This is a genomic window from Streptomyces sp. NPDC096012 (genome assembly GCF_040426375.1).
GTDB lineage: Bacteria > Actinomycetota > Actinomycetes > Streptomycetales > Streptomycetaceae > Streptomyces.
Genome location: NZ_JBEOTD010000001.1, coordinates 301,999 through 325,939 on the forward strand (window position 1 = coordinate 301,999; position 23,941 = coordinate 325,939).

Sequence of the window (23,941 nt, forward strand, 5' to 3'; positions counted from 1 at the left end):
CCCGTCCGGCCGCACCGGGCGCGATCGCCGGGAATCGCCCGTCCGGCCGCACGGGCTCGGGCTCGGCGCGGGCCGCGCCGCGCGGCTCACCGGCAGCGGTACCCGAAGAGCGGTACCCGAAGACCCGAAGAGCGGTACCCGACGAGCGGCGTCCGACGCGCGGGGATGGACGAGCGAGGATGGACGAGCGGGGATCGACGAGCGGTGGCCGACAACCGACCAGTCGGTATGGACAGTCGACGGCACACCCGGTACAGATGACCCATGCGCATCGCCGTCACGATCTTCCTCACCGACGAGACCATCGCCCCCACCCGGCTCGCCCGTGAACTGGAAGCGCGCCGCTTCGCCGGTCTCTACCTGCCCGAGCACACCCACATCCCCGTCGAACGGGTCACCCCCTACCCGGCCGGCGGCGAACTGCCGCGCGAGTACGGCCGCACCCTCGACCCCTTCGTCGCGCTCGGCCAGGCCGCGGCCGTCACCGAGGACCTCGGCCTCGGCACCGGGATCACCCTGGCAGCCCAGCACGACCCGATCGACCTCGCCAAGCAGGTCGCCACGCTCGACCACCTGTCCGGCGGGCGCCTCACCCTCGGCCTCGGCTACGGCTGGAACGTGGAGGAGGCCGCCGACCACGGCGTGACCTGGCGTACCCGGCGGGAGCTGGTGCGGGACCGGGTGCACCTGATGCGGGCTCTGTGGTCCGAGGAACCGGTGGCCTACGACGGCGAGTTCGGCAGCGTACGGGCCAGCCTCGCGTACCCCAAGCCGGTGCAGAAGCCGCGCGGTCCGGTGATCGGCCCCCGGACGCTCGTCGGCGGGGCCGCCGGGCCCAAGCTGTTCGCGCACATCGCCGAGTACGCCGACGGCTGGCTGCCGATCGGCGGCCGGGGCCTGGGCGAGTCGCTCCCGGTGCTGCGCTCGGTGTGGGCGGACGCGGGCCGCGACCCCGCCGCCCTCCAGGTGGTCCCGTACGCGGTCCTGCCCAGCCCGGGCAAGCTCGCCCACTACGCCGAGCTGGGCATCGAGGAGGTCGTGCTCCAGCTGCCGGCGGCCGGGGAGGCGGAGGTGCTGGAAGTGCTCGACACGTACGCGGCATTCCTGTAGCCGCAGGGCCGGGAGGGCCGGTGGGCCGCTCCGGGGGCGCCGGAGCGCGGCGATACGCGGCCGCCGCGGTGAGCCGGGGACGAACCGCACCGGCGCGTCTCGGTGAGCCGGGGACGAACCGCACCGGCGCGTCTCGGTGAGCCGGGGACGAACCGCACCGGCGGGCGCACCGGACCCTCCGGTCCCCCCGGCCCCGGGGGACCGGTCCGGCCCAACCGTATGCTCGAGAAATGACGACTTCCGCGACCTCCGGAACCGGACCGACCGAGAACTCCCTGCGTCGCGCCCTCAAACGCGCCCGGGACGGCGTCGCCCTCGACGTCGCCGAGGCGGCGGTACTTCTCCAGGCCCGCGGCGCGGCCCTCACCGACCTCGCCGCGTCCGCCGCCCGGGTGCGGGACGCGGGCCTCGAGCAGGCGGGCCGCGCCGGCGTCATCACCTACTCGAAGAGCGTCTTCATCCCCCTCACCCGGCTGTGCCGGGACAAGTGCCACTACTGCACCTTCGTCACCGTCCCCGGCAAGCTGCGGCGGGCGGGCCACGGGATGTTCATGTCCCCGGACGAGGTGCTCGACATCGCGCGCAAGGGCGCCGCCCTCGGCTGCAAGGAAGCCCTGATCACCCTCGGCGACAAGCCCGAGGACCGCTGGCCGGAAGCACGCGAGTGGCTGGACGCGCACGGCTACGACGACACCATCGCCTACGTCCGGGCGATCTCCATCCGCATCCTGGAGGAGACGGGCCTGCTGCCCCACCTCAACCCGGGCGTCATGAGCTGGACGGACTTCCAGCGCCTGAAGCCGGTCGCCCCGTCCATGGGCATGATGCTGGAGACCACCGCGACCCGGCTGTGGTCCGAGCCCGGCGGCCCGCACCACGGCTCCCCGGACAAGGAACCGGCCGTGCGCCTGCGGGTGCTGGAGGACGCCGGCCGATCCTCCGTCCCCTTCACCTCCGGTCTGCTGATCGGCATCGGCGAGACGTACGAGGAGCGCGCGGAGTCCCTGTTCGCGCTGCGGAAGGTGGCGCGGGCCTACCACGGCATCCAGGAGCTGATCATCCAGAACTTCCGCGCCAAGCCGGACACGGCGATGCGCGGCATGCCGGACGCCGAACTGGACGAACTCATCGCCACGGTGGCCGTCGCCCGGCACATCATGGGCCCGTCGGCCTGCCTCCAGGCCCCGCCGAACCTGGTCGACGCCGAGTACGAGCGGCTGATCGGCGCCGGCATCGACGACTGGGGCGGGGTCTCCCCGCTCACCATCGACCACGTCAACCCCGAGCGCCCCTGGCCGCAGATCGAGGAACTGGCCGAGAAGTCCGCGGCGGCCGGCTTCGAGCTGCGCGAACGCCTCTGCGTCTACCCGGAGTTCGTCCGGCGCGGCGAGCCCTGGCTGGACCCCCGGCTGCGCCCGCACGTGGACGCGCTGGCCGACCCGGAGACCGGCCTGGCCCGCCCCGGCGCGCTCCCGGCGGGCCTGCCGTGGCAGGAGCCGGAGGAGGCCTTCGTACCGGCCGGCCGCACGGACCTGCACCGCACGATCGACACCGAGGGCCGTACCGCCGACCGCCGCGACGACTTCGACGAGGTGTACGGCGACTGGGAGGCGCTGCGCGAGGCGGCCGCCCCCGGCATGGCGCCGGAGCGCATCGACACCGACGTGCGGCAGGCCCTGCGCACCGCGGCCGACGACCCGACGCGACTGACCGACGCCGAGGCGCTGGCCCTCCTGCACGCGGACGGCCCGGCGCTGGACGCCCTGTGCCAGGTGGCCGACGACGTGCGCAGGTCGGTGGTGGGCGACGACGTGACGTACATCGTCACCCGCAACATCAACTTCACCAACGTCTGCTACACCGGCTGCCGTTTCTGCGCCTTCGCCCAGCGCCGCACGGACGCGGACGCCTACACGCTGTCGCTGGAGCAGGTCGCCGACCGCGCCCAGCAGGCCTGGGACGTGGGCGCCGTCGAGGTCTGCATGCAGGGCGGCATCCATCCCGACCTGCCCGGCACGGCGTACTTCGACATCGCCGAGGCGGTCAAGAAGCGCGTCCCCGGCATGCACGTCCACGCCTTCTCGCCGATGGAGGTGGTGAACGGCGCGACCCGCACCGGCATGTCCGTCCGCGAGTGGCTGACCGCGGCGAAGGAAGCCGGCCTGGACTCCATCCCCGGTACGGCGGCGGAGATCCTGGACGACGAGGTCCGCTGGGTGCTCACCAAGGGCAAGCTGCCCACGGCCACCTGGATCGAGGTGATCACAACGGCCCACGAGCTGGGCATCCGCTCGTCCTCGACGATGATGTACGGGCACGTGGACCAGCCCCGCCACTGGCTGGGGCACCTGCGCACGCTCGCCGGGATCCAGCGCGAGACGGGCGGCTTCACGGAGTTCGTCACGCTGCCGTTCATCCACACGAACGCCCCGGTCTACCTGGCGGGGATCGCCCGCCCGGGCCCGACGATCCGGGACAACCGCGCGGTCACGGCGATGGCGCGGCTGCTGCTGCACCCCTGGATCCCGAACATCCAGACAAGCTGGGTGAAACTGGGCACCGAGGGGGCGGCGGAGATGCTCCGCTCCGGGGCGAACGACCTCGGCGGGACCCTGATGGAGGAGACGATCTCCCGCATGGCGGGCTCCTCCTACGGCTCCTACAAGTCGGTTCGCGACCTGGTCGCGGTGGCCGAGGCGGCCGGCCGCCCGGCGAGGCCGCGCACCACGCTCTACGGCGAGGTCCCCGAGGAGCGGCAGCGGGCGGCCGAGGCGTCCGACGGGCACCTGCCGGATCTGCTGCCGGTCCTGGACTGAGTACGATGATCCGACCCCCGATCAGAGCAGGGGCCCCATAGCGGAGGAGATGCGTACCCGTGGCTGCCCGACTGCCCTCGTGGGCCTGGGTCACCGGTCTGACGGTGGCGGCGACCGCGGCCGTGGTCGCCCTCGGCGTCCAGGCGGACCGCGGGCCGCATCCCACGGCCGTGGCGGCCAGGCCCAGCGCCTCGGCGCCGGGCGCCCGCGCCTCCGCGACCCCGAAGACGCCGGCCGCGCCCGACGTGCCGGCCCGGTCGGGGACGGGCCGGCGGATCGTCTACTCGCTCGGCGGCAGGCGGGTCTGGATGGTCGACGCCGGTGACAAGGCGACCCGCACGTTCACCGTGTGGCCGGGCTCGGTGGACCCGCGGCCCGGCCGCTACTCCGTCACCCAGCGCACCCAGTCCCTCAAGGGATCGGACGGCGTCCAGGTCGAGCACGTCCTGTACTTCAACAAGGTGTCGGGCGTGTACATAGCCTTCTCCAACGCCCTCGACGGCTCCTCGCCGCCGCCCGCGAACGGCCAGAAGCTGGGCGCCATCCGCCTCCACAAGCAGGACGGGGCCGCACTGTGGTCCTTCGGCGCCAAGGGGACGACGGTGACGGTCGTCAGCTGACGTCCTGCCGCCCGGTGCCCGGCAGCTGGTTGACGATCAGCGCGACCGAGCTGATCAGGAAGATCCGGGTGGCGGCGTCCAGGCCGTTCCAGCTCTTGGACTGCCACATGGCGAACCACTCGCCGCCGATGGCGATGAAGCCGGCGCCGAAGAGCACCAGGAGCATCAGCAGCCCGTAGGTGGAGGAACGCCGGGCGCGCTCGACGTCCCGCCGCGCCCAGAGGTACGTGCCCCGGACGAGGACGAGGGCCGCCACCGTCTCCCAGGCGATGATCAGCACATAGGCGGTGTCCTCGAGGGCGGTGCTGGTGACGGCCCGCCACATCAGGCCGTCGTCCCTGAACGTGGTGTCCATCGCCAGTACGTGCCGGACGAACTGCTGGTTCGTCCCGAAGTCGGTGATGTTCCCGAGGGCGACCAGGGCGATGTAGAGGGCGAGTATGCCCGTGAGCGCACCGGCGGCAAGTCTGAGGCCGCTGTGGCGTGTGGGGGTGGTGGTCATGAGCTGGATTCTCCCCGACGGACCCCGCTTCTCCCACCGCCCAATGCGCCAGAAACCACGCCGGATTCGGGCGGGAGGCGATTCCGGCCCGCCCGCAACTGCCGTTCGAACCGGCCCAGTTCGCCGCAGTCGGGACAGACGGCCCGGTTCCCGTACCCGCGGCAGGAGCCGTGCTCCCCGCGCGACCTCCAGGAAGCCGGGGTCGAGGTGCTCCGCGCGGACGTCCGGCAGCGGCTCGCGGACCGCGGCCGGACGGAGGGCCGGGCCGAGGGTCGCACCGAGAGCCGGACGGAGGGCCGCACGGAGGGTCGCACCGAGAGCCGGACGGAGGGCCGCACGGAGGGCCGGACGAAGCGCCGGGCCGAGGGCCGGGCCGAGCCGGTGGCGAGCTGGGCGGTAATGTCCGTCAGCGCCGGTTTGCCCCGCTGAACGCGCCGTTCCTGGTCGATTACAGTGCTGAGCGTCGTACAGGCGGACGGTGCTCTGGGGAGGTCTGGTGGGTGCGACGTCCGGTGCCGTCTGGGGCCGTGCCGAACAGCAGGACTTCCGCAGCAGGGTGCGCGGCACCCTGCTGGGGGCGGCCATGGGCGATGCGCTGGGCGGTCCGGCCGATCCGCTGTCCCTGGAGGAGATCCGGGCGGCCTACGGCCCCGAGGGACTGCTCGACCTGGCCTTCGGGCAGGGGCGGCGGGGTACGGTCACGCACCACACCCAGCTCACCCTGTTCACCGTGGACGGGCTGATACGCGCCCAGGTGCGCCGCGACACCGGCGCCTGGCATCCGCCGACCGATCTGCACCGGGCGTACCTGCGCTGGGCGGCCACCCAGCGGGACTGGGGGCCGGACGAGCGCCGCAAGGACGACGGCTGGCTCGCGCGCGAGGAGTGGCTGTACGCCCGCCGGCAGCCGGCCCGCGCCCTGCTCCTCGGCTTCGGCGACGAGACCCCGGGCACCCTGGAGCGGCCCAAGAACCCCGGAGAGCTGGGGCCGGAGGCCGTGGCCCGCTCGGCGCCCTTCGGACTGCTGGTCGGCTGGGAGCCCCAGCTCGTCGCCCAGCTCGCGGTGGAGTGCGCCGCCCAGACCCACGGGCACCCCATCGCCTACCTGTCGGCGGGCGCGTACGCCGTCATCGTGCACGGCCTCGCCCGCGGCGACAGCCTGGACGGCGCCGTCCAGCGGGCCCTCGCCCTGCTCGCCGCCCGCCCGGGCCACCAGCCCGTCTCCGACGCCCTCCAGCACGCGCTCGGCGCGGTGCGGCAGGGGATGCCCGGACCGGCCCGGGTGGAGGAACTGGCCGGGGACGGCACCGCGGACGGACTGCTGGCCGCTTCGGTGTACTGCGCGCTGGTGGGGGAGGACGTACGGCACGGGCTGTGCCTGGCGGTGAACCAGAGCGGCCCTTCGGCCGCGGCGGGCGCCCTCACCGGCGGCCTCCTCGGCGCCCTGCACGGCGAGACCGCGCTGCCGCCGGCCTGGCTGGCCGAGCTGGAAGGCCGTCCGACGCTGCTGGAACTCGCCGACGACTTCGCCATGGAGATGACCCAGGGCCCCGCGCTGCACGGGCCCGCGGGGTCCTCGCCGGGCTGGCTCGCGCGCTATCCGCGCTAGGCGCACCCCTGCCGGCGGTTTAGGTGCTCTGCCTACCCACGTAGGGGCGACTGCTTCACAGACCAGGTCACAGCGGGTCATCGACTCGCTACGGTGAGAAGTGGAACAAGAAGATCGCGTTCCGGTCTCCCTTCCGCCGTCCTTCCGAGGGCCCTGCCTCTCCCCTCCGCGGTCCTTCAGCGGCCCCGCCCTGCCCCGCCTTTCCCTTCCCCGCCTTTCCCTGCCCTTCCCTGCCCCTTCCTTCTCATCACAGGAGTGCTCTGTGCGTCGACAGCTCACCCAGCTCGCCGGACTGGCGGCCGCCTCCCTGCTCGCCCTGACCGGCGCACAGGCGTCCGCACACGCCGAACCCGCCAAGGCGCGTGCGGACGACGCCGCGTACTTCGTCTTCCGGGACAGCACCCGCTCCGAGTTCACGATCCGGCTGACCGCCCCGGAGAAGATCCAGCACGCCCGCGAGCTGCTCGCCGGCGAGACGTCGGAGCGCCCGCACGTCATCGGACGCATCGTCAAGACCCCGCGCCCCTACAACCCCCGGTGGAGCTACCACCTCAACTCCGACACCATCGACTTCTTCGACTACGCGATCGAGGTCTGCGACGCGACGATCCCCTACACCGAGGACCACCTCGACGAGGCGGGTGGCGCCTTCCTGCCCGGCCTGTACTGGTGCCCGTGGTCGTCACACCTGGTGAGGGAGGTGAATCAGCCGTAGCGGGCGCGAGTGCCGAGGGCGCGGTCCCCACCCGTTGCGGGTGCCGCGACCGCGCCCCCGGCCGTCCGCCGGTCCGCTAGTCCGCCACCGGCGTCCCGATCACGTCGTCGCCGGCCCCCGCGGGCGCCGGCACCGCCGCCGCGTCCCCGTCGGAGTTGACCCTCTCGATGACGGCCAGCCGCTCCGGGGTGTCCTCCGGCTTCAGCCGGCCGATGAGGATGTACAGCACCAGGGAGACCGCCAGCGGGACCGAGACCTGGTACTGCAGCGGGACTCCGCCGTCGACGTTCCAGCTGATGGGGTAGTTGACCAGCCAGAAGGCGAGCAGACCCGCCGCCCAGCTGGTCAGGGCCGCCGTCGGGCCGGAGCGGCGGAACGGGCGGAGCAGACCCAGCATCATCGGGATCGCGATCGGGCCCATCAGACCCGCCACCCACTTGATGACCACCGTGATGATGTCCTTGAAGGCGGGGGAGTTGACCTGGGTCGCCACGGCCATCGACAGGCCGAGGAAGACGACCGTGGTCACCCGGGCCGCGATCAGTCCGGAACGCTCGCCCCAGGCCCGCGCCCTGGCCGACAGCACCGGCGCCACGTCCCGCGTGAACACCGCCGCGATCGCGTTGGCGTCGGAGGAGCACATGGCCATGGTGTGCGAGAAGAAGCCGACGATGACGAGCCCCAGCAGACCGTGCGGCAGCAGCTGTTCGGTCATCAGGGCGTAGGAGTCGGAGCCGTCCGGCTTCTGCGCGTGGACCAGGAGCGGCGACATCCACATCGGGAAGAAGAGGACCACCGGCCACACCAGCCACAGGATCGCCGACAGCCGCGCGGAGCGCTCGGCCTCGTGCGCGCTACCCGTCGCCATGTAGCGCTGGGCCTGGTTGAGCATGCCGCCGTTGTACTCGAACAGCTTGATGAAGAGGAAGGCGAGCAGGAACACCGTGCTGTACGGGCCGACCAGCGGCTTGCCGTGGCCGTGCAGCGCGGGCTCGTCCCAGGCGCCGAGGAAGCCGATGTGCTTGTCGCCCAGCTTCATCACGACCGCGACGAACATGGAGACGCCGGCCAGCAACTGGATGACGAACTGGCCGAGTTCGGTCAGCGCGTCCGCCCACAGGCCCCCGATCGTGCAGTAGACGGCGGTGATGGCGCCGGTGATGAGGATGCCCTGGTTCAGGGAGACGCCCGTGAACACCGACAACAGGGTGGAGATCGCGGCCCACTTGGCGCCCACGTCCACGATCTTGAGCAGCATGCCGGACCAGGCGAGGGCCTGCTGCGTGCGCAGGTCGTAGCGGTTCTTCAGGTACTCCAGCGGGGAGGCCACGTGCAGCCGGGAGCGCAGCCGGTTGATGCGCGGCGCGAACAGCTTGGAGCCGATGGCGATGCCGAGCGCGATGGGGAAGGACCAGGTGATGAAGGAGGTGACGCCGTAGGTGTAGGCGATGCCCGCGTATCCGGTGAACATCACCGCGCTGTAGCCCGACATGTGGTGCGAGATGCCGGACAGCCACCAGGGCATCTTGCCGCCGGCCGTGAAGAAGTCGGAGACGTCCTCCACCCGCTTGTGCGACCAGACACCGATCGCGACCATCACGCCGAAGTAGCCGATGAGCACGGCCCAGTCGAGACTGTTCATGTGCCCGATCGTGGGTCCGGGTACATGAACGCGACAAGCGCGAGGTACGTCAAGTCAAGGTAAAATCGTTCGACTTGATGACCTAGGTTCAAGTAGCTGAACGGAATGACCGGTCCGAAACGGTCTATCTCATCAACTCTCCGGCATTCACCAGCAGTTGCTGCCCGGTGATCGCCCGCGCCCGGTCCGAGGCGAGGAACACCGCCGCGTCCGCCACGTCCTGGTCGGTGGCCAGCTCTGGCAGCGCCGTCCGCTCGGTCAGCCGGCCCAGCACCTCCTCCTCCGGCACCCCTTCCGTCCGCGCCGTGAACCGTACGTACGCCCGCACCGGCGGCCCCCACATCCAGCCCGGCAGCACGGTGTTGACCCGGATCCGGTCCGGCCCCAGCTCCCGCGCGAGCGAGTACATGGCACTGGTCAGCGCCCCTTTCGAGGCGGCGTACGCGGCCTGCCGCACCTGAGAGGGCGCCGCCACCGCCGACTGCGTCCCGATGAAGACCACCGCACCGCCCCCGCCCGCCCGCAGCGCCGGCAGGCACGCCCGTGTCATCCGCAGCGTCCCCAGCAGGTTCACGTCGACGACCGACAGCCAGGTCGCGAAGTCGGCGTCCTCCAGCCCGCCGAAGTACGAGTCCCAGGCGGCCACGTGCACCACCGCGTCGACGGCGCCGAACCGCTCCCGCGCCAGCGCGGCGAGGGCCTCGCACTGCCCCTCGTCGGTGATGTCGGTCGCCCGGTACGCCGTGTGCGTGCCGTCCGGGTCGATACCGGCCGCGCTCCTGGCGAGATTCGCCTCGGTGCGCGCCCCGAGCACCGCGTTCCCCCCGTCCCGTACGACGGCCGCGGCGACCCGGTGGCCGAGTCCGGCGCCGACGCCCGAGACGACGACGGTCTTGCCGGTGAGCAGGGACATCGGCGCCTCCGGGGTATGGCGTTCTACCTGACGGACCGTCAGAGTATGGGCCACCGCGGGAGGACGGAAGAGAGTCCGCACGAGCCGGAGGGGAACCGCATGAGCGAGGACACCGGCAGCGAGGTGTACGCCGAGCTGGCCGCCGTGGGCCCGTACGGCGTGCGGCCCGGCCACGCCCTGATCACCATGGTCGAGCCGCACCCCGGACACGAGTACGCCTACAACCGCTGGTACGAGGACGACCACTACTACGCCGGCGCCATGGCCATGCCCTGGATGTACGCGGGCCGCCGCTGGGTCGCCACCCGCGATCTGCAGCTCCTGCGCCGCCCCGAGAGGTCGGCGGTGGCCCAGCCGGTCACCGCCGGCTGCTACCTGTCCACGTACTGGATCACCGCGGGCCGCTACGCCGACCACATGAAGTGGACGGTCGCCATCAACAAGCGCCTCAACCGCGACGCCCGCGTCCACCACGCCCGCACCCACGTCTTCACGGCCTTCCAGGACCACGAGACGACGGTCTACCGGGACGGCGCGGCCGGACCGCGCGACGTGCACGCCCTCGACCACCCCTACGCGGGCCTGGTGCTGGAGGTGGTCGACGCCGAGTCGGCACAGCGGCGGGCCGAGCTGCTGCGGTGGCTGCGCGCCCGGCACCTGCCGCGCCGCCTCGCGGGTTCCCCGTCCGCGATGGTCACGGTGTTCCGGCCGACCCCGCTGCCGGGCGACCGGATGACCTACGTCAAGCAGGTCGAGGGCGTGGACACCCGCCTCACACTGCTGTGGTTCCTGGAGAGGGACCCGCGGGAGTGCTGGGAGGAGCACTTCACCGGCCTGGAGGCGGACATCGCGGGCTCGGGACTGGGACGCCTGGAGCTGGTGGCCCCCTTCATCCCGACGATCCCGGGCACGGACACGTACGTCGGCGAACTGCGGGGACCGCGTTGACCGTCCGCCCCGGGCCGGCCGGGGGCGGCTGGCCTCACTTCTTCAGCTCGTCCGGGCAGGGAGTGCCGGGAGCTCACTTCTTCAGCTCGTCCGGGCAGGGAGTGCCGCGAGGGAGCTGATATGGCGCGGCCAGCCGGTAGGTACCGGCCCGCGGCGCCAGCAGCGCGGTCCACTTGTCCCCGTCGGCGTCCTCGGGCGTCTCCATCAGACAGCCGTTGACGTTGTCGTACGACTTCGCCGTCCCCGGAGCCCGGTGCTTGGACTTCTCGGTCTCCTGCGGAGGCTTCAGGCTCTTGCCGTGCTCGTCGACGACGCTCAGCCACGGCGAGTACGGGATCTTGACCAGGACGCGCCCGGCCTTGGCCACGTCGAGGACCATCTCGCCCTGGTCGGCACGGACCACCGTCGCGTTCGGCTCGGCGAGCGGCGCCGGATCGGTCACCCGGAACAGCTGCCAGTTGGCGTCGCCCCAGACCTGCCTCAGGTACGGCATCCCGCGCTGCAGCAGCTGACGCTCGCGTACGCCGCCGTCGCCGTCCGGGTTGTCCTTCGGCAGCACCACGAAGTGCACCGCCCAGCGCTGCAGCCACTCGTGGTAGTTCGCCGAGTTGAGCGTGTCGTCGTAGAAGAGCTGGTTGCGCTCCATGTCGGCCTGCCGGTTCCAGCCGCGCGCCAGGTTGACGTACGGGGCGAGCGCGGAGGCCTCGCGGTGCGAGCGTGCCGGGACCACCTCGACGCGGCCCTTCTCGGCGCCGACCTTCTGCAGCTCGTTGACCAGCGGGGCGAGTTCCCGGGCCCAGGAGGCGGCCGGGGTGGTGTGGATGATGTCGTCCACCGACTTGAAGCCGATCCAGCCGACGAAGCCGAGGAACGCGAGAACGGTCACGTACCACTTGCGCGACTTCGGCACCGTGTAGGGCAGCGCGGCGATCAGCACGGCGCCCGCGAACAGCATCGGCAGCCGCGATATGTTCGACCCGATCTGCGAGTTGATCAGCCACACGAGCACGACGCCGAGGCTGTAGACGCCGGCCGTCAGCCGGACGGTCACCCAGTCCCTCGGTACGAGGAACAGGCACAGCAGGCCGTACAGCAGCGGCATTATCACCGAGCCGATGGTCATCGGCTGGGTGCCGGAGAACGGGAACAGCCAGGCGGACACGGCGACCACGGCCGACGGCGCGAGTCCCAGCGCCCAGGCGCCCGGCCGTCGCTTCTGCAGGAACAGCGCGGCGGCGATCAGGCCCACGAACAGCCCCGCGACCGGCGAGGACATCGTGGCGAGCGCCGCCAGCGGGGCGGCGACCAGGGCCTTCGCCCAGCGTTTGTACCGCCACCGGTACGGCCAGCAGAAGACGGCCGCGGTCGCGCCGAGCGCGAACATGGTGCCGAGCCCGAAGGTCACCCGGCCGGATATCGCGTTGCACAGGAGCGCGAAGACCCCGGCGAGCGAGGCCCACAGCGGGTTCTTCACCGCCCGGCTGCGGATGAGCACCAGCGTCAGCAGGCCCGCGGACGCCGTTCCGGCGATCATCATCGTCGTACGGACACCGAGGAGCGACATCAGATACGGCGACACCACGCTGTACGACACCGGGTGCATGCCGCCGTACCAGGCGAGGTTGTACGCCGAGTCGGGGTGCCGGCCGACGAACTCCGCCCACGCGTCCTGCGCCGCGAGATCGCCGCCGCTGTTCGCGAACGTGAAGAACCAGATGATGTGGAGCACGCCCGCGAGCGCGGTGACGGACAGCACGGGGTGCAGCAGGAGCCGCTGCCGCAGGGGCTCGGCGGCGGCCAGAAGGCGCGCGAGGGCGCCGGACCCCTGCCCTACCGGACGGGCGTCCGGCCGGCTGTCGGTACCGGCGTCACCGTGCATGCCGGCGTCACCGTGCGTGCCGGTGACCCCGTGCATACCGGCGTCACCGTGCGTACCGGCGACCCCATGGGTACCGGTGTCACCGTAGGCACGTGCGTCACCGTGTGTACCGCTGTCGCCGTGCGCACCGAGATCACCGTGTGTGCCGTTCCTGCCGCCGGTGTCGGTCGCGCACCCGCGTATTCGCGGGCCGGATCCCGGGTCCGGATCGGCGTCGTCGGCACGTGTCGGCTCCGCTGTCGCCACCTGAAGGCACTCCCCGTGTCCCGTCTTCTGTTCTCGGCCGCGTCCCTCGGTGTTCCCGGCCGCTTCCCGTCCAGTTCGCGGCCCTGTCCCGTGACCGGCGACCTGCCCCGATTCGTGACGCTAGCACGCACCCCGCCGACGGGCTCCCGGACGGGGCTCCGTCGACGGGGTGCACGGGCGGCCGCTGCCGCCGCCGGCAACCCGGACGCGTCGGGACGGTCAGCCCAGACGCGTCAGCTTGGCACCGAAGCCGGGCTCGGCCAGATCCTTCTGCAACGCCACCGGGACCTTCACCGAACGAGCCGTGCCGTCACCCACCGTGAGCGTGCCGACCTTGGTGCCGGCCTTCGCGGTGTGCGTCACGGCGCCGGAGACGAACGACAGCCGGACCTTCAGGCCCGCCCAGCCGACCGCCGTGACGTCCTGGGTGATCACGACCGGGGTGTGGCCGCCGAGCCGGTCGTCCACGTAGCCGACCACGTCGCCCTTCTTGAGGATCTTCGCCGAGGTCAGCGCGGACTGGGCGGCGAGCAGCGCGGTCTGGCTGACCTCGTTGGCCGTCTTGAGGATGTCGGGCTTGTGCTGGCCGAGGATCGCGCCGACGATCGTGACCGTCTGCCCGCCGACCTGCTTGCGGGAGGCGAAGAGCAGGTTGCCGCCGGCCTTGCTGGTGCTGCCGGTCTTGATGCCGATCGCGCCGATATGGAAGGGCAACTCGTTGTAGTTGGGCCAGAACCTGCCGGACGGGTCGGTCCAGCTGGCCGCGCTGCTGATGGCGACCAGCGCGGGAACCTTGACGAAGGCGCGGCCGAGCTTCACCTGGTCCTCGGCGGTGGAGACGGTCGTCTCCATCAGGCCCGAGGGGTCGGTGTAGGTGGTGTGGGACAGCCCGAGTTCCCTGGCGGTGGCGTTCATCTTCTTGACGAACGCCGCCTCCGAGCCCGCGTCCCAGCGGGCGAGGAGCCGCGCGATGTTGTTGGCGGACGGGATGATGACGGCCGACAGCGCCTGCTTCTCGGTGAGGTGGTCACCGGCCTTGACGGTGTTGAGCGTGGACTCGCCGACCTTGTTGTAACCCCCCTCCTTCTCCGCCTTCGGGTCGATCGCGATCTGCGGGCCCTCCTGCCCCGGCTTGAGCGGGTGGTCCCTGAGGATGATGTACGCGGTCATGGTCTTGGCGACCGAGCCGATGGCCACGGGCGTCTGCTTGCCGAAGCTGCCCATCGTGCCGATGCCGTCACCGTCGATCCAGCCCTGGCCCTCGCCCGGCCACGGCAGGTTCGTCTTTCCGCCGCCGAAGGTGTAGCTGTCCTCGGCGGTCAGCGCGAGGGTGGGGGACGGCAGCGGGCGCACCGCCTGTACGACCGCGACGACGATCGCCAGCAGCAGGACCAGCGGGGTCCAGATCTTGACCCGGCGCACGAAGGTGCGGACCGGGGTCTCCGGGGGCGGCGGCGTGTTCGTCAGCTCGGCCAGCAGGTCCAGCGGGGGCTTGGGCGGCAGCGGCTGCTGGGTGGTGCGCTCGGGCCCCACCTGCGGCAGCACGGTGGTGGCCTCGGCCTTGGCCACGTCACGTCCGGCACCGGCCGCCCCGGCACCGGCTGCCGCAGCACCGGCCGCTCCTGCACCGGCTGTTCCGGTGCCGGCCGACTTGCTGCCGGGTCCGGTGGTGCCGGGCTTGGCGGTGCCGGGTCCGGTGGTGCCGGGCTTGGTGGTGCCCGGTCCGGTGGTGCCGGGTCCGGTGGTGCCGGGCTTGGTGGTGCCCGGTCCGGTGGTGCCGGGTCCGGTGGTGCCGGGCTTGCCGCTGTCGCGGCCGGTGCCGGCGGGCTTGGTGGCGGGCCGTGGCCTCACACCCGGCCGCATGTCGTCCTTCAGCGCGACGAATTTGCTGGTGCGTTCGCTGTCGGACTCCGGCGCGTTGGGAGCGGGAGCCTTCGGGGTGCCGCCCAGCTTGAGCATGGTCGTCGGCTGGTCGACCTCGGGCTTCTTCGGGCGCGGGGCCTTGAAGACGGCGGTCGGCTGATCGACATGCGGCCCGGCGGGCGCTACGTCGCGGTCCTCCCCGTCCTCGTCGTCCTCCCCGTCCTCGGCGGGCGCGTCTTCGCTCGCCTCGTCCTTGCTCGCCTTGGCCTCGCCCGTCTCACCTTCGCCCGTCCCCTCGTCGCCCCGGGCGTCCGTGGTCCCTTCGCCCCGGGCGTCGGCGTCACCTCCGGCGTCGGCGTCCGCTGCGGGCTTGACGTCGGTCTTGGGCTCCGGGTCGGTCTTGGGCTTGGCGTCGGCCTCGGGCTCCGGGTCGGTCTTGGGCTTGGCGTCGGCCTCGGGCTCCGGGTCGGTCTTGGGCTTGGCGTCGGCCTCGGGCTCCGGGTCGGTCTTGGGCTTGGCGTCGGCCTTGGGCTCCGGGTCGGTCTTGGGCTTGGCGTCGGCCTTGGGCTCCGGGTCGGTCTTGGGCTTGGCGTCGGCCTTGGGCTCCGGGCCAGTCTTGGCGCTGGTCCCTGCCTCAGCGTCGGCGTCGGCCTCGGCGCCCACCTCGGCCTTCGTGTCGGCCTTCGTGTCGGCGTCGGCCTTGGCGCCCGCGTCGCCCTTTGAGCCGGCGTCAGTCACGGCCTTGGAGCCGAGGCCGCCCTTCGAGTCGGCGTCAGTCCGCTCGTCGGCCTCGGTGCCCGCGCTCTCGGAGTCGCCGCTCTTTCCCGCCTTTGCGGTCGCGTCGGCTTTCCGCTGCTGCTCCCCGGTTGTTCCGTCCGCCCCGCGCACCCACGCCGAGACCGCTTCACGCAGTGCGGCGTCCTGCTTGGGCCTCTGCCGGGACCCGGAGTCGCCCGCATCCCCGGCCGCATCCTCCGCGCCCGCATCCTCCGCGCCCGCATCCTCCGCGCCCGCCGGCTCGGGGGCCTTCGCCGGCTCGGCGGGAGTGGGCCGTCGTTCGGCGTCCCGTACCGACAGGACCCGCGTCGCGGTGTCCGAGACGCCGCCCGAGGAATCCTTTTCCCGGGCCACCGAGAGACGCGGATCGCGCGCCTCGGGAACCGGATCCCCACTCCCCGACGTCGGTTCCGCCGACGACTCGCGCTGCTTCGACCTGTCGGGGGACTCGCCCGCCACCGATGCCTCCTCCATGCGCCGCACGCTCGCACGCGCGCCCTGTCCGAACCATGTACCAGTGTCCTGTGTGAGGACTTGACCCCTGCGGTAGACGAGAACGACATACCTACCGGTTCCCTTACGAACCGGTCACGCGCCCTCGACAGACCAATGTGAGAGGGGTCACCCTGTCATTCATCCACGCGGGGAGGCATGGATGGGCAGGAGCCGCAGAACAATTCCGGAGGAGCTTCTGTTGCTCGCACTGGACCCGACCACGGGTACCACTGCGCAGCCGCAGTCGCTCGACCTCGGTCTGGCCGGTGCACAGCTAGTGGAGCTGGCGCTGGCCGGACGGATAGCCCCAGACGGGGATCGTATCGCCGTGGTGGTACCACGGCCGACAGGAGATCCGACTCTGGACTGCGCGTTGGAGTTGCTGCGAAGGCGTGGCGCTCCGGTACGGGCAGTCCATTGGATCGGCGGACCCCGGCTGGGGCTCCGCCAGACGTATCTCTCGCATCTGGAGCGGTGCGGCATGGTGCATGCCGTGGCGGGCCAGATGTGCGGGGTGCTGCCGACGACGCGCTACCAGGCGACGGACAACGAGATCAGCCGGGAGATCCGAGCCCGGCTGGATTCCGCGATCCGCACCGGCGTACCGCCGGACCCGCGGACCGCGGCGCTCGCCGCACTGGCGCACGCCGTCGGGCTCGGCAAGCATCTCTACCCCGGCAACGAGGGGCGTTCGTCCAGGTCCCGGCTGCGGGACCTGATCCGGCACGATCCGATGGGCGGGCTCGTCGCGCACGCCGTCATGGACGTGCAGAACGGAGCGGCCGCACAGCCGCGCCGCGGCCCGGCCACGGCCGGCCGGCCGGCCGCCCCCACGGCCAGGCCCGTGACGGAACCCGCACGCGGTGTTCCGATGCAGCCGCACCGCGGGCCCATGGCACGCGCCGTGGCCCACTGATCCGCACCCCCGGTCCACGCGGACCCGGTTCGGGAGCCGCTCGGTCCGAGCGGGGCGGCGCGATCCCCGTGATCCCGCCGCCCCGCTCGACTGCGTCCCGTCGACGGCCGTCACCGGGGCCGGATCGTCGGTTCCGTTTCCGAACTGACGCATACGCACTGCATATCCCTCGTTTGCCAGCGGTAGAAAGCACCTTGGTGGCAGTCTGCTCAACAGCAGATACGCAAAGTGTCAAGTAACAGGCAGGCAGCCGGAGGTGCACGTCCCGTGGCGTCCAATGTCAATCCCACCGTCAGGCGGCGCCGACTGGGCCAGGAGCTGCGCAGGCTCCGTGAGCTCAAGGGCATGACGGCCGAAGAGGTCGCGGAGCGGCTGCTCGTGTCGCAGTCGAAGATCAGCCGGCTGGAGAACGGCCGCAGAAGCATCAGCCAGCGCGATGTGCGCGACCTGTGCGGGGTCTACGAGGTCGAGGACCAGCGGATCGTCGATTCGCTGATGGAGATGGCCCGTGACTCGCGCCAGCAGGGCTGGTGGCACACGTTCGGGGACATCCCGTACAGCGTGTACATCGGCCTGGAGACGGACGCGGAGTCGCTGCGGGTGTACGAACCGCAGCTGGTGACCGGTCTGTTGCAGACCCGCGCCTACGCGGAGGCCCTCGTGCAGGGCGCGTTGCCGGAGACGTCCACGGCCGAGATCGAGAAGCGTGTGCAGGTGCGCATGCGCCGACAGGAACGTATCACCGCCGAAGGCACCCCGCTCCGGCTGTGGGTGGTGCTGGACGAGGCGGCGCTGCGCCGGGTCGTGGGCAGCAAACTGGTGATGCGGGAACAGCTCGAGCACCTGATCGAGATGTCCCAGCTCCCGCACGTCACCGTGCAGGTGCTGCCGTTCGAGGTGGGCGCGCATCCGGGGCTGAACGGCCAGTACGCGATCCTGGAGTTCACGGACGCGGCCGACTCCAGCGTGGTGTACCTGGAGGGCGTGACCAGCGACCTGTACCTGGAGAAGGCGCAGGACGTGCAGAAGTACGCCGTGATGTACGAACATCTGCGGGCGCAGTCCCTCAATGTGGAGCAATCCCGACAGTTCATCGCGGAACGTGCCAAAGACTACGCCGAATGAACTGCAGTCACAGGAGGCGCGGGATCGTACACCGTCGGTCCACTCCAGTGGAAGGCTCACCTGGAATATGCCATCCGGTTGAGTGAACGGCCCCTCCGGTCGAGGCTGTTGCCCGGTAGCGTCGATCACGCCAATCAGACGACAAGGTTGGCGTGAACCGCACCACCGCAACTCGTAACAGGAGTGGACATGGCACTGATTCAGGGCGCTTCGGAGACGTGGATGAAGTCTTCCTATTCCGCGGGCAACGGCGCCTGCGTCGAGGTCAAGTCGCCCACCACCGCCGAACTCGCCGTCCGTGACTCGAAGGTCTCCGAGGGCCCGATCCTGGCCTTCCCGGCCACGGCGTGGAACGCCTTCGTCGACTCGGTCAAGGCGTAGGGGGCCCTCCCTGACCCTCGTCCCTAGACGCGTCGGACCACGCGGTCCGGCCGACACAACTGCACAAGCACCAGCAGGAGAGCCCCCTCGACCAGTCGCCGTCCTTGCCGAGGGGGCTCCACCTTTTCCCAGGACCCGGCGCGCGGGCCGTCGGGCGCCCACCGGAGGACTCCCCGCCTCCCGGCCCCGCCCACCGAGCCGTACGGCGCCCCTCCCAGAGGACTCCCGCCCTCTCCCGTGCCCCCTACGAGGCCGCAGGGCGCCCTGGGGCGGCGGTTCCGGGGCCTGCCGGCCGGACCGGAAACGCCGTATCGCACACGGGGTCACCGGGCCCGGCCGCGTCCCAGTCACCGAGGCATCGGCCGAGCCGGCTCCCCGTGGCGGCGACGACCTCAGCCGAGCTGGTTCTCGATGGCCGCGACGACCTCGGCCGACTCGGGCTCGGTCTGCGGCGAGAAGCGGGCGGCGACCGTGCCGTCCCGGCCGATCAGGAACTTCTCGAAGTTCCAGCGGATGTCACCGGTGTGCCCCTCGCCGTCGGCGAAGCCCACGAGGCGCTCGTACAGCGGGTGCCGGCCCTCGCCGTTCACCTCGACCTTCTCGGTCAACGGGAAGGTCACGCCGTACGTCGCCGAGCAGAACTCGGCGATCTCCTCGGCGGTGCCGGGCTCCTGTCCGAGGAACTGGTTGCAGGGCACGCCGAGCACGGTGAAGCCCTGCTCGGCGTACCGCTCCTGGAGCTTCTCCAGGCCCGTGTACTGCGGGGTCAGACCGCACTTGGAGGCCACGTTCACGATGAGCACGGCCTTGCCGGCGTACTGCGGCAGGTTCGCGGAGCCGCCCTGGAGGGCCCCGATCTCGGTGTCCAGCACGGAGGCGTTCTGGTCGGTAGTCGTCATGCCCCGGATGCTAGCCCCGCCGGATGACACCCCCACCCCCGAGCCCCTCGGCCGCGACGGATTCCGGTCCGGCGGTCTCCGCCCCGACGGCCTCCGGTCGGTCGGCCCCGGCTGCGACGGCCTCCGGTCCGCCGGCCCCCGCGCCGGCGGTCTTCTCCGCTTCGGAGGCCTTCTCCCGGGCCGGCGCCGGAGCGGGCTCGGCCGGTCCGGCCTGTGCCCCGATCTCGGCGTCGATCTTCTTGGTGGCGCGGTCGAAGTACCGCAGCAGCTCGACGGGGAACGGCATCACGAGCGTGGAGTTCTTCTCGGCGGCCACCTCCACGACGGTCTGCAGCAGACGCAGCTGCATGGCCTCGGGGGTGTCGGACATGATCCGTGAGGCGTTGGCGAGCTGCTGCGCGGCCTGGAACTCGCCGTCCGCGGTGATGACCCGGGCCCGCCGTTCCCGCTCGGCCTCGGCCTGCCGGGACATGGACCGCTTCAGCGACTCCGGCAGCTGGACGTCCTTGATCTCGACCCGGTCGATGTGGATGCCCCAGCCGGCAGCCGGACTGTCGATCATCAGGGCGAGTCCTTCGTGCAGCCGTTCCCGGTCGCTGAGCAGGTCGTCCAGGTCGCTCTTGCCGATGATGGACCGCAGGGAGGACTGGGCGACCTGTCCGACCGCGAAGACGTAGTCCTGCACCTCGATCGCCGCGCGCACGGGGTCGGTGACGCGGAAGTAGACGACGGCGTCGACCTTCACGGACACGTTGTCCCGGGTGATGCCCTCCTGCGTCGGCACCGGCATGGTGGCGACCTGCACGTTCACCTTGCGCATCCGGTCGGCGAACGGGATGAGGAAGGTGATGCCCGGCTGCCGGTGGCTCGGCAGAGCCTTGCCCCACCGGAACACCACCCCGCGCTCCACCTGGTTGACGACCCGCATCCCGCCCTTGAGCACGAGCAGCAGAAGCAGGACCACGACCACCACTGCGACGACGGTGCCTTCCATGGCACCTCCCATCTCCGACACGGCTTCCGTCCGTTGAGGACATCGGAGAGGACACCCGGACGGGGACGAACGGATGCGGCCGGGGCGTCAGGGAACCGTAAAGAATCCGAACCCGGCCGTCCGAGCCGTGAACCGGCCCCCTCGACCCCCAGCTTCGCGCTCCCCGGCGCACGCGGTCCTGCTCGCGGCGGTGCACGGGTGCCCGCGGTCGGCAGCTGGCTCAGGTCCGCCTCGTGCCCGTCCGGTCGGCCATGACCGCCAAGCGCACGGTCGGTGCGCGGTGCCTCTGGTCGGTCCGCACGCGGTTGCGGATTCGGGCCCGGGAGCACGAGCCTGCGGTGGGTACGCACCCCGCGCGAGTCGCCCGTGCGCGATCGCACACGCTCCGCGGGGAAGGGCTCACCACTTCGCCGGGCCCCTGCCCCACAGGCCCGGGGAAGCTTCCGTGCGTGTTCCCTGCCGCGATGGCCGGGACAAGGCGAGTGCCCTGGAGCCGTCCCGAGCGGGGCACCCGAGCCGACGCGGCCGATTCCGGCTCCGGCCGCGACCTGCGGCACCCGGTCGACCGACCGGTACCAGTCACAGAACGTCACGGACCAGCGGTCCGCGGCTTCTCAGCTCAGCAGCCCCAGACGGTGCGCCTGGGAGACCGCCGCGGCGCGGTCGGAGACGTGGAGCTTGGTGTAGACGTGCTGGAGGTGCGATTTGACGGTGGTGACGCCTACGAAGAGGCGTTCGGCGATCTCGGGGGCGGAGAGTCCCTCGGCGGTGAGGGCGAGGATCTCCCGTTCGCGGGGGGTGAGTACCGGCTCGCTCGCCTGCTGGCGGCGACGGATCTCCAGGGCGAGGCCGGTCTGCATGCTGGGCGGGATGACGGTGTGCCCGCGGGCGACGCTGAGAATCGCGTCGCACAGCTCGGAGGCGGGGGAGACCTTCGGGAGGTAGGCCCGCGCCCCCGCTTCGATCGCGCGGTAGACGGTGGCCCTGTCGTCGAACGCGGAGACGATGACGAAGGCGGTGGACGCCGCCTCTCGCGCCGCGGCGCTCAGCACCTCGATGCCGTCCATGTCGGGCAGTTTGAAGTCGACCACGGCGACGGCCGGGCGCAGTGAGCGCACCGCCGCGAGCGCGGTGGCACCGTCGGCGGCCTGCCCGACCACGTGCAGGGTGCCGACGGCGTCGATCGCCCGCGCCAGGCCCTCCCGGTAGACGGGGTGGTCGTCGGCGACGACGACCGTCACGCGCTCGGCCAAGGGCACTTCACCGGTCCGGTCGCCGTTCACTTCGCCTCACCTCGCAGGATGGAGCCGATAGTACGGAGGAAGGCCGGGATGTCGAAAGGCTTGGTGACGTAGCCGGTGGCTCCGGCGCGCAGCAGCCGCTGTTGCTGGGTGGGGATGGCGTCGGCGGAGAGGATCACCACCGGGGTGTCACGGGTGCGCGGGTCCTGGCGCAGCCGCGCGAGCACTTCCTCGCCGTCGATGTCGGGGAGGTGCAGGTCGAGGAGGACCAGGTCCGGCTGGTGCGCGGTGGCCAGCTCGACGCCGGGTTCGCCCTGCATGGTGCAGATCAGGCGGGGGCTCCCGGCCCGCTCCAGGATCCTGCGGATGAGTTCCAGGTTGGCCTGGTTGTCCTCGATGTAGAGGATGCGGGCGCCGCTCAGGTCGGGGACCGGGTCGGCGGGGGCGGCGGGTGACGGGGCGGAGGCGGCGCCGGCGCCGGCGGGGGAGGGCTCCCGAGTGGTGGGCAGCTCGACGTAGAAGACGCTGCCGCGGCCCTTCACCGTCCGCTCGACGCCGAGGGTGCCGCCCATCAGGCCGATCATGCTGCGGGCGAGGGCCAGGCCGAGTCCGGTGCCCTCCTCGGGCTGGTCGGGGTTGGGGGCCAGGCGCTCGAAGGGGAGGAAGATCCGCTCGATGTCGGCCGGGTCCATCCCGAGGCCGGTGTCCATGATGCGGATCCTGGCCCGGTCCGCGGAGGTGGCGATCGACACGGTGACCAGGCCGCCGGGGCGGTTGTACTTGACCGCGTTCATCAGCAGGTTGAGCAGCACCTGCTTGAGCCGCTGGTAGTCGGCGAGGACGCAGGTGAACAGGCCGCCGTGGAAGTCGCGGGCGAGCTCCACCTGGCGGTCGCCGGCCAGCGGACGGACCAGCTCCATCGCCTCGGTGACCGGGTCGCAGACGCGGACGGTCTCGATGGAGAAGCGCTGCTTGCCCGCTTCGATGCGGGAGATCTCCAGGATCTCGTTGATCACCGCGAGGAGGTGGCGGCCGGCGTTCATGATCCGGTTGACGGAGTCGGTGGCTGCCGGGGCGAGGGGTTCGAGCTGGAGGAGCTGGCCGAAGCCCAGGATCGAGTTCAGCGGGGTCCGCAGCTCGTGGCTCATCCGGGAGAGGAACTCGCTCTTCGCGCGGTTGGCGCGTTCGGCCTCGTCGCGGGCCTCGCGGACGGCGGCGTCGGCCCGGTTGCGCTCGCTGATGTCGGTGGAGATGCCTCCGATGCCGTACAGCGATCCGTCCGCGTCGAAGATGGGGAACTTCAGGGAGAGCCACATGCCCCAGCCGTCGTGGGCGCTCGGGATCGGTTCCTCGAACTCCATCGGGGTGCGGGCGTCCTGGATCACCCGGTCGTCGGATCGGTAGATCGACGCGATGGGCGGGGGCCACAGGTCGAAGTCGGTCTTGCCCATCGCCAGCTCGCGCTTGATGCCCAGCACCCGCTCGTAGTGCCGGTTGATGAACACGTACCGCCCGTCGAGGCGTTTGAGGTACATCAGCGCCGTGACGTTGTCGGCCATGTCCTGGAGCCGCTTCTCGCTCTCCCGCAGGGCCCGTTCGGCGACGTCCGCGTGGGCCTCGCCGTGCGCGTGCACGGCGAGCAGGGCGGTCCGCCAGGACGAGCCGGAGGGGAGGGCGGGGCTGCCCGGCGCGGTGGTCGCGCCGCTCCCGGCGGCGTCGGGCACGACGGTCACGGCGAGCGTGACCGCGACCGGCTCCCGGCCCGCGACGAGGCAGCGCGCGGAGACGGAGTCCGGCTCGTCGGCGTAGCGGGCGGCCGCTGCCCGGACCGCGTCCAGCGGGCCCTGGTCGGGCACCAGAACGTCGAGCGGCGCGCCGAGCAGGTCCTCACGCCCGCGGCCGACCAGGGTGCGCAGCGCGCGGTTGGCGTCGCGGATCACCAGTTCGCCGGCCGGACCGGCGTCGATGCGCGCCATCGCGGCCGGCAGATGCTCGAAGAGGACGGAGCCGTCCGACGGGGCGGCGGGGGTGGGCGGTGCGGCGGCGCGGTCCGCGGTGCGGCCCGAGGGGGCGGCCTGCCCGATGCCCGGCGCGGACGGCGACGGTGGGTGACTCTTCCGCACGGTTCCTCCTCTCGCGCAGCGCCTCCTGCGCGGCGTGGCCCCACCGCGCCCGACCAGGGGCCCGCACCGGCGGGGACCGCGTTCCACTCTGCGGCCGGGGGCCGCCGCTGTCCAGCGCGATCCTGGC

18 protein-coding genes are annotated in these 23,941 nt (G+C 71.8%); 9 read left to right on the forward strand and 9 right to left on the reverse strand.

The window, feature by feature from the left end:
- The first annotated feature begins 264 nt into the window (after nt 1-264).
- The 3 genes from ABVB68_RS01430 (at nt 265) to ABVB68_RS01440 (ending at nt 4,546) form a co-directional block, all read left to right on the forward strand.
- A complete protein-coding gene (locus ABVB68_RS01430; protein ID WP_353598953.1) occupies nt 265-1,110 on the forward strand; it encodes an LLM class F420-dependent oxidoreductase in 846 nt (281 codons plus the stop codon).
- A 230-nt stretch (nt 1,111-1,340) separates the two neighbouring features.
- Nucleotides 1,341-3,926, forward strand: coding sequence for a bifunctional FO biosynthesis protein CofGH (locus ABVB68_RS01435; RefSeq protein WP_353598954.1), 2,586 nt, complete (start codon nt 1,341-1,343; stop codon nt 3,924-3,926).
- Between the two features lie 59 nt (nt 3,927-3,985).
- Nucleotides 3,986-4,546, forward strand: coding sequence for a hypothetical protein (locus ABVB68_RS01440; protein ID WP_353598955.1), 561 nt, complete (start codon nt 3,986-3,988; stop codon nt 4,544-4,546).
- Here ABVB68_RS01440 and ABVB68_RS01445 read toward each other — a convergent pair.
- The gene (locus tag ABVB68_RS01445) at nt 4,539-5,048 is read right to left on the reverse strand and encodes a DUF2165 domain-containing protein (protein WP_353598956.1); all 510 of its coding nucleotides are present in this window, start codon (nt 5,046-5,048) and stop codon (nt 4,539-4,541) included. The genes ABVB68_RS01440 and ABVB68_RS01445 overlap by 8 nt on opposite strands.
- 496 nt (nt 5,049-5,544) lie before the next feature.
- Here ABVB68_RS01445 and ABVB68_RS01450 point away from each other — a divergent pair, with 496 nt between their 5' ends.
- The gene (locus tag ABVB68_RS01450; RefSeq protein WP_353598957.1) at nt 5,545-6,657 is read left to right on the forward strand and encodes an ADP-ribosylglycohydrolase family protein; all 1,113 of its coding nucleotides are present in this window, start codon (nt 5,545-5,547) and stop codon (nt 6,655-6,657) included.
- Between the two features lie 262 nt (nt 6,658-6,919).
- A complete protein-coding gene (locus ABVB68_RS01455) occupies nt 6,920-7,372 on the forward strand; it encodes a BP74-related protein (protein WP_353598958.1) in 453 nt (150 codons plus the stop codon).
- Nucleotides 7,373-7,448: 76 nt separating this feature from the next.
- On the opposite strand, the gene ABVB68_RS01460 is transcribed toward ABVB68_RS01455, so the two are convergent.
- Nucleotides 7,449-9,014 (reverse strand): sodium:solute symporter family protein, encoded by a 1,566-nt coding sequence (locus tag ABVB68_RS01460; protein WP_353598959.1) that lies wholly within the window; start codon nt 9,012-9,014, stop codon nt 7,449-7,451.
- 124 nt (nt 9,015-9,138) lie between these two features.
- Entirely contained in the window at nt 9,139-9,927 is a 789-nt protein-coding gene (locus ABVB68_RS01465) for an SDR family oxidoreductase (protein ID WP_353598960.1), read from the reverse strand.
- A 99-nt stretch (nt 9,928-10,026) separates the two neighbouring features.
- On the opposite strand from ABVB68_RS01465, the gene ABVB68_RS01470 reads away from it, so the two are divergent.
- A complete protein-coding gene (locus ABVB68_RS01470) occupies nt 10,027-10,875 on the forward strand; it encodes a hypothetical protein (protein ID WP_353598961.1) in 849 nt (282 codons plus the stop codon).
- A gap of 73 nt (nt 10,876-10,948) precedes the next feature.
- Here the strand turns inward: ABVB68_RS01470 and ABVB68_RS01475 are convergent, their stop codons facing one another.
- Both ABVB68_RS01475 and ABVB68_RS01480 read right to left on the reverse strand, forming a co-directional pair.
- Nucleotides 10,949-13,000 carry a DUF8823 domain-containing protein gene (locus ABVB68_RS01475; RefSeq protein ID WP_353598962.1) on the reverse strand — a complete coding sequence of 684 codons (2,052 nt, stop codon included), beginning with the start codon at nt 12,998-13,000 and terminating at the stop codon, nt 10,949-10,951.
- A gap of 219 nt (nt 13,001-13,219) precedes the next feature.
- Nucleotides 13,220-16,114 (reverse strand): D-alanyl-D-alanine carboxypeptidase, encoded by a 2,895-nt coding sequence (locus tag ABVB68_RS01480; protein WP_353598963.1) that lies wholly within the window; start codon nt 16,112-16,114, stop codon nt 13,220-13,222.
- A gap of 181 nt (nt 16,115-16,295) precedes the next feature.
- On the opposite strand from ABVB68_RS01480, the gene ABVB68_RS01485 reads away from it, so the two are divergent.
- The 3 genes from ABVB68_RS01485 to ABVB68_RS01495 all read left to right on the forward strand — a co-directional run bounded on the left by ABVB68_RS01485 (nt 16,296) and on the right by ABVB68_RS01495 (nt 18,557).
- Nucleotides 16,296-17,051, forward strand: a complete 756-nt coding sequence (locus tag ABVB68_RS01485; protein WP_353598964.1) for a GOLPH3/VPS74 family protein — start codon at nt 16,296-16,298, stop codon at nt 17,049-17,051.
- Between the two features lie 267 nt (nt 17,052-17,318).
- Nucleotides 17,319-18,176 carry a helix-turn-helix domain-containing protein gene (locus tag ABVB68_RS01490; protein WP_353598965.1) on the forward strand — a complete coding sequence of 286 codons (858 nt, stop codon included), beginning with the start codon at nt 17,319-17,321 and terminating at the stop codon, nt 18,174-18,176.
- Between the two features lie 189 nt (nt 18,177-18,365).
- On the forward strand, nt 18,366-18,557 hold the full coding sequence (locus tag ABVB68_RS01495) for a DUF397 domain-containing protein (RefSeq protein WP_353598966.1): 192 nt from the start codon (nt 18,366-18,368) through the stop codon (nt 18,555-18,557).
- 392 nt (nt 18,558-18,949) lie between these two features.
- On the opposite strand, the gene ABVB68_RS01500 is transcribed toward ABVB68_RS01495, so the two are convergent.
- The 4 genes from ABVB68_RS01500 to ABVB68_RS01515 all read right to left on the reverse strand — a co-directional run bounded on the left by ABVB68_RS01500 (nt 18,950) and on the right by ABVB68_RS01515 (nt 23,814).
- Nucleotides 18,950-19,456 carry a glutathione peroxidase gene (locus tag ABVB68_RS01500; RefSeq protein WP_353598967.1) on the reverse strand — a complete coding sequence of 169 codons (507 nt, stop codon included), beginning with the start codon at nt 19,454-19,456 and terminating at the stop codon, nt 18,950-18,952.
- 10 nt (nt 19,457-19,466) lie between these two features.
- Nucleotides 19,467-20,450 carry a slipin family protein gene (locus ABVB68_RS01505; RefSeq protein WP_353598968.1) on the reverse strand — a complete coding sequence of 328 codons (984 nt, stop codon included), beginning with the start codon at nt 20,448-20,450 and terminating at the stop codon, nt 19,467-19,469.
- A gap of 614 nt (nt 20,451-21,064) precedes the next feature.
- Nucleotides 21,065-21,733, reverse strand: a complete 669-nt coding sequence (locus ABVB68_RS01510; protein WP_353598969.1) for a response regulator — start codon at nt 21,731-21,733, stop codon at nt 21,065-21,067.
- Nucleotides 21,730-23,814 (reverse strand): PAS domain-containing hybrid sensor histidine kinase/response regulator, encoded by a 2,085-nt coding sequence (locus tag ABVB68_RS01515; protein ID WP_353598970.1) that lies wholly within the window; start codon nt 23,812-23,814, stop codon nt 21,730-21,732. Before ABVB68_RS01515 ends, ABVB68_RS01510 begins: the two co-directional genes overlap by 4 nt.
- Between the last annotated feature and the right edge of the window lie 127 nt (nt 23,815-23,941).

Excerpts from the sequence above, each read along its gene's own strand:
- ABVB68_RS01480 (WP_353598963.1), bottom strand. The coding sequence starts at position 16,114 with ATGGAGGAGGCATCGGTGGCGGGCGAGTCCCCCGACAGGTCGAAGCAG.
- ABVB68_RS01500 (WP_353598967.1), bottom strand. The coding sequence starts at position 19,456 with ATGACGACTACCGACCAGAACGCCTCCGTGCTGGACACCGAGATCGGG.
- ABVB68_RS01495 (WP_353598966.1), top strand. The coding sequence starts at position 18,366 with ATGGCACTGATTCAGGGCGCTTCGGAGACGTGGATGAAGTCTTCCTAT.
- ABVB68_RS01485 (WP_353598964.1), top strand. The coding sequence starts at position 16,296 with ATGGGCAGGAGCCGCAGAACAATTCCGGAGGAGCTTCTGTTGCTCGCA.
- ABVB68_RS01435 (WP_353598954.1), top strand. The coding sequence starts at position 1,341 with ATGACGACTTCCGCGACCTCCGGAACCGGACCGACCGAGAACTCCCTG.
- ABVB68_RS01430 (WP_353598953.1), top strand. The coding sequence starts at position 265 with ATGCGCATCGCCGTCACGATCTTCCTCACCGACGAGACCATCGCCCCC.
- ABVB68_RS01470 (WP_353598961.1), top strand. The coding sequence starts at position 10,027 with ATGAGCGAGGACACCGGCAGCGAGGTGTACGCCGAGCTGGCCGCCGTG.
- ABVB68_RS01445 (WP_353598956.1), bottom strand. The coding sequence starts at position 5,048 with ATGACCACCACCCCCACACGCCACAGCGGCCTCAGACTTGCCGCCGGT.
- ABVB68_RS01465 (WP_353598960.1), bottom strand. The coding sequence starts at position 9,927 with ATGTCCCTGCTCACCGGCAAGACCGTCGTCGTCTCGGGCGTCGGCGCC.
- ABVB68_RS01460 (WP_353598959.1), bottom strand. The coding sequence starts at position 9,014 with ATGAACAGTCTCGACTGGGCCGTGCTCATCGGCTACTTCGGCGTGATG.
- ABVB68_RS01505 (WP_353598968.1), bottom strand. The coding sequence starts at position 20,450 with ATGGAAGGCACCGTCGTCGCAGTGGTGGTCGTGGTCCTGCTTCTGCTG.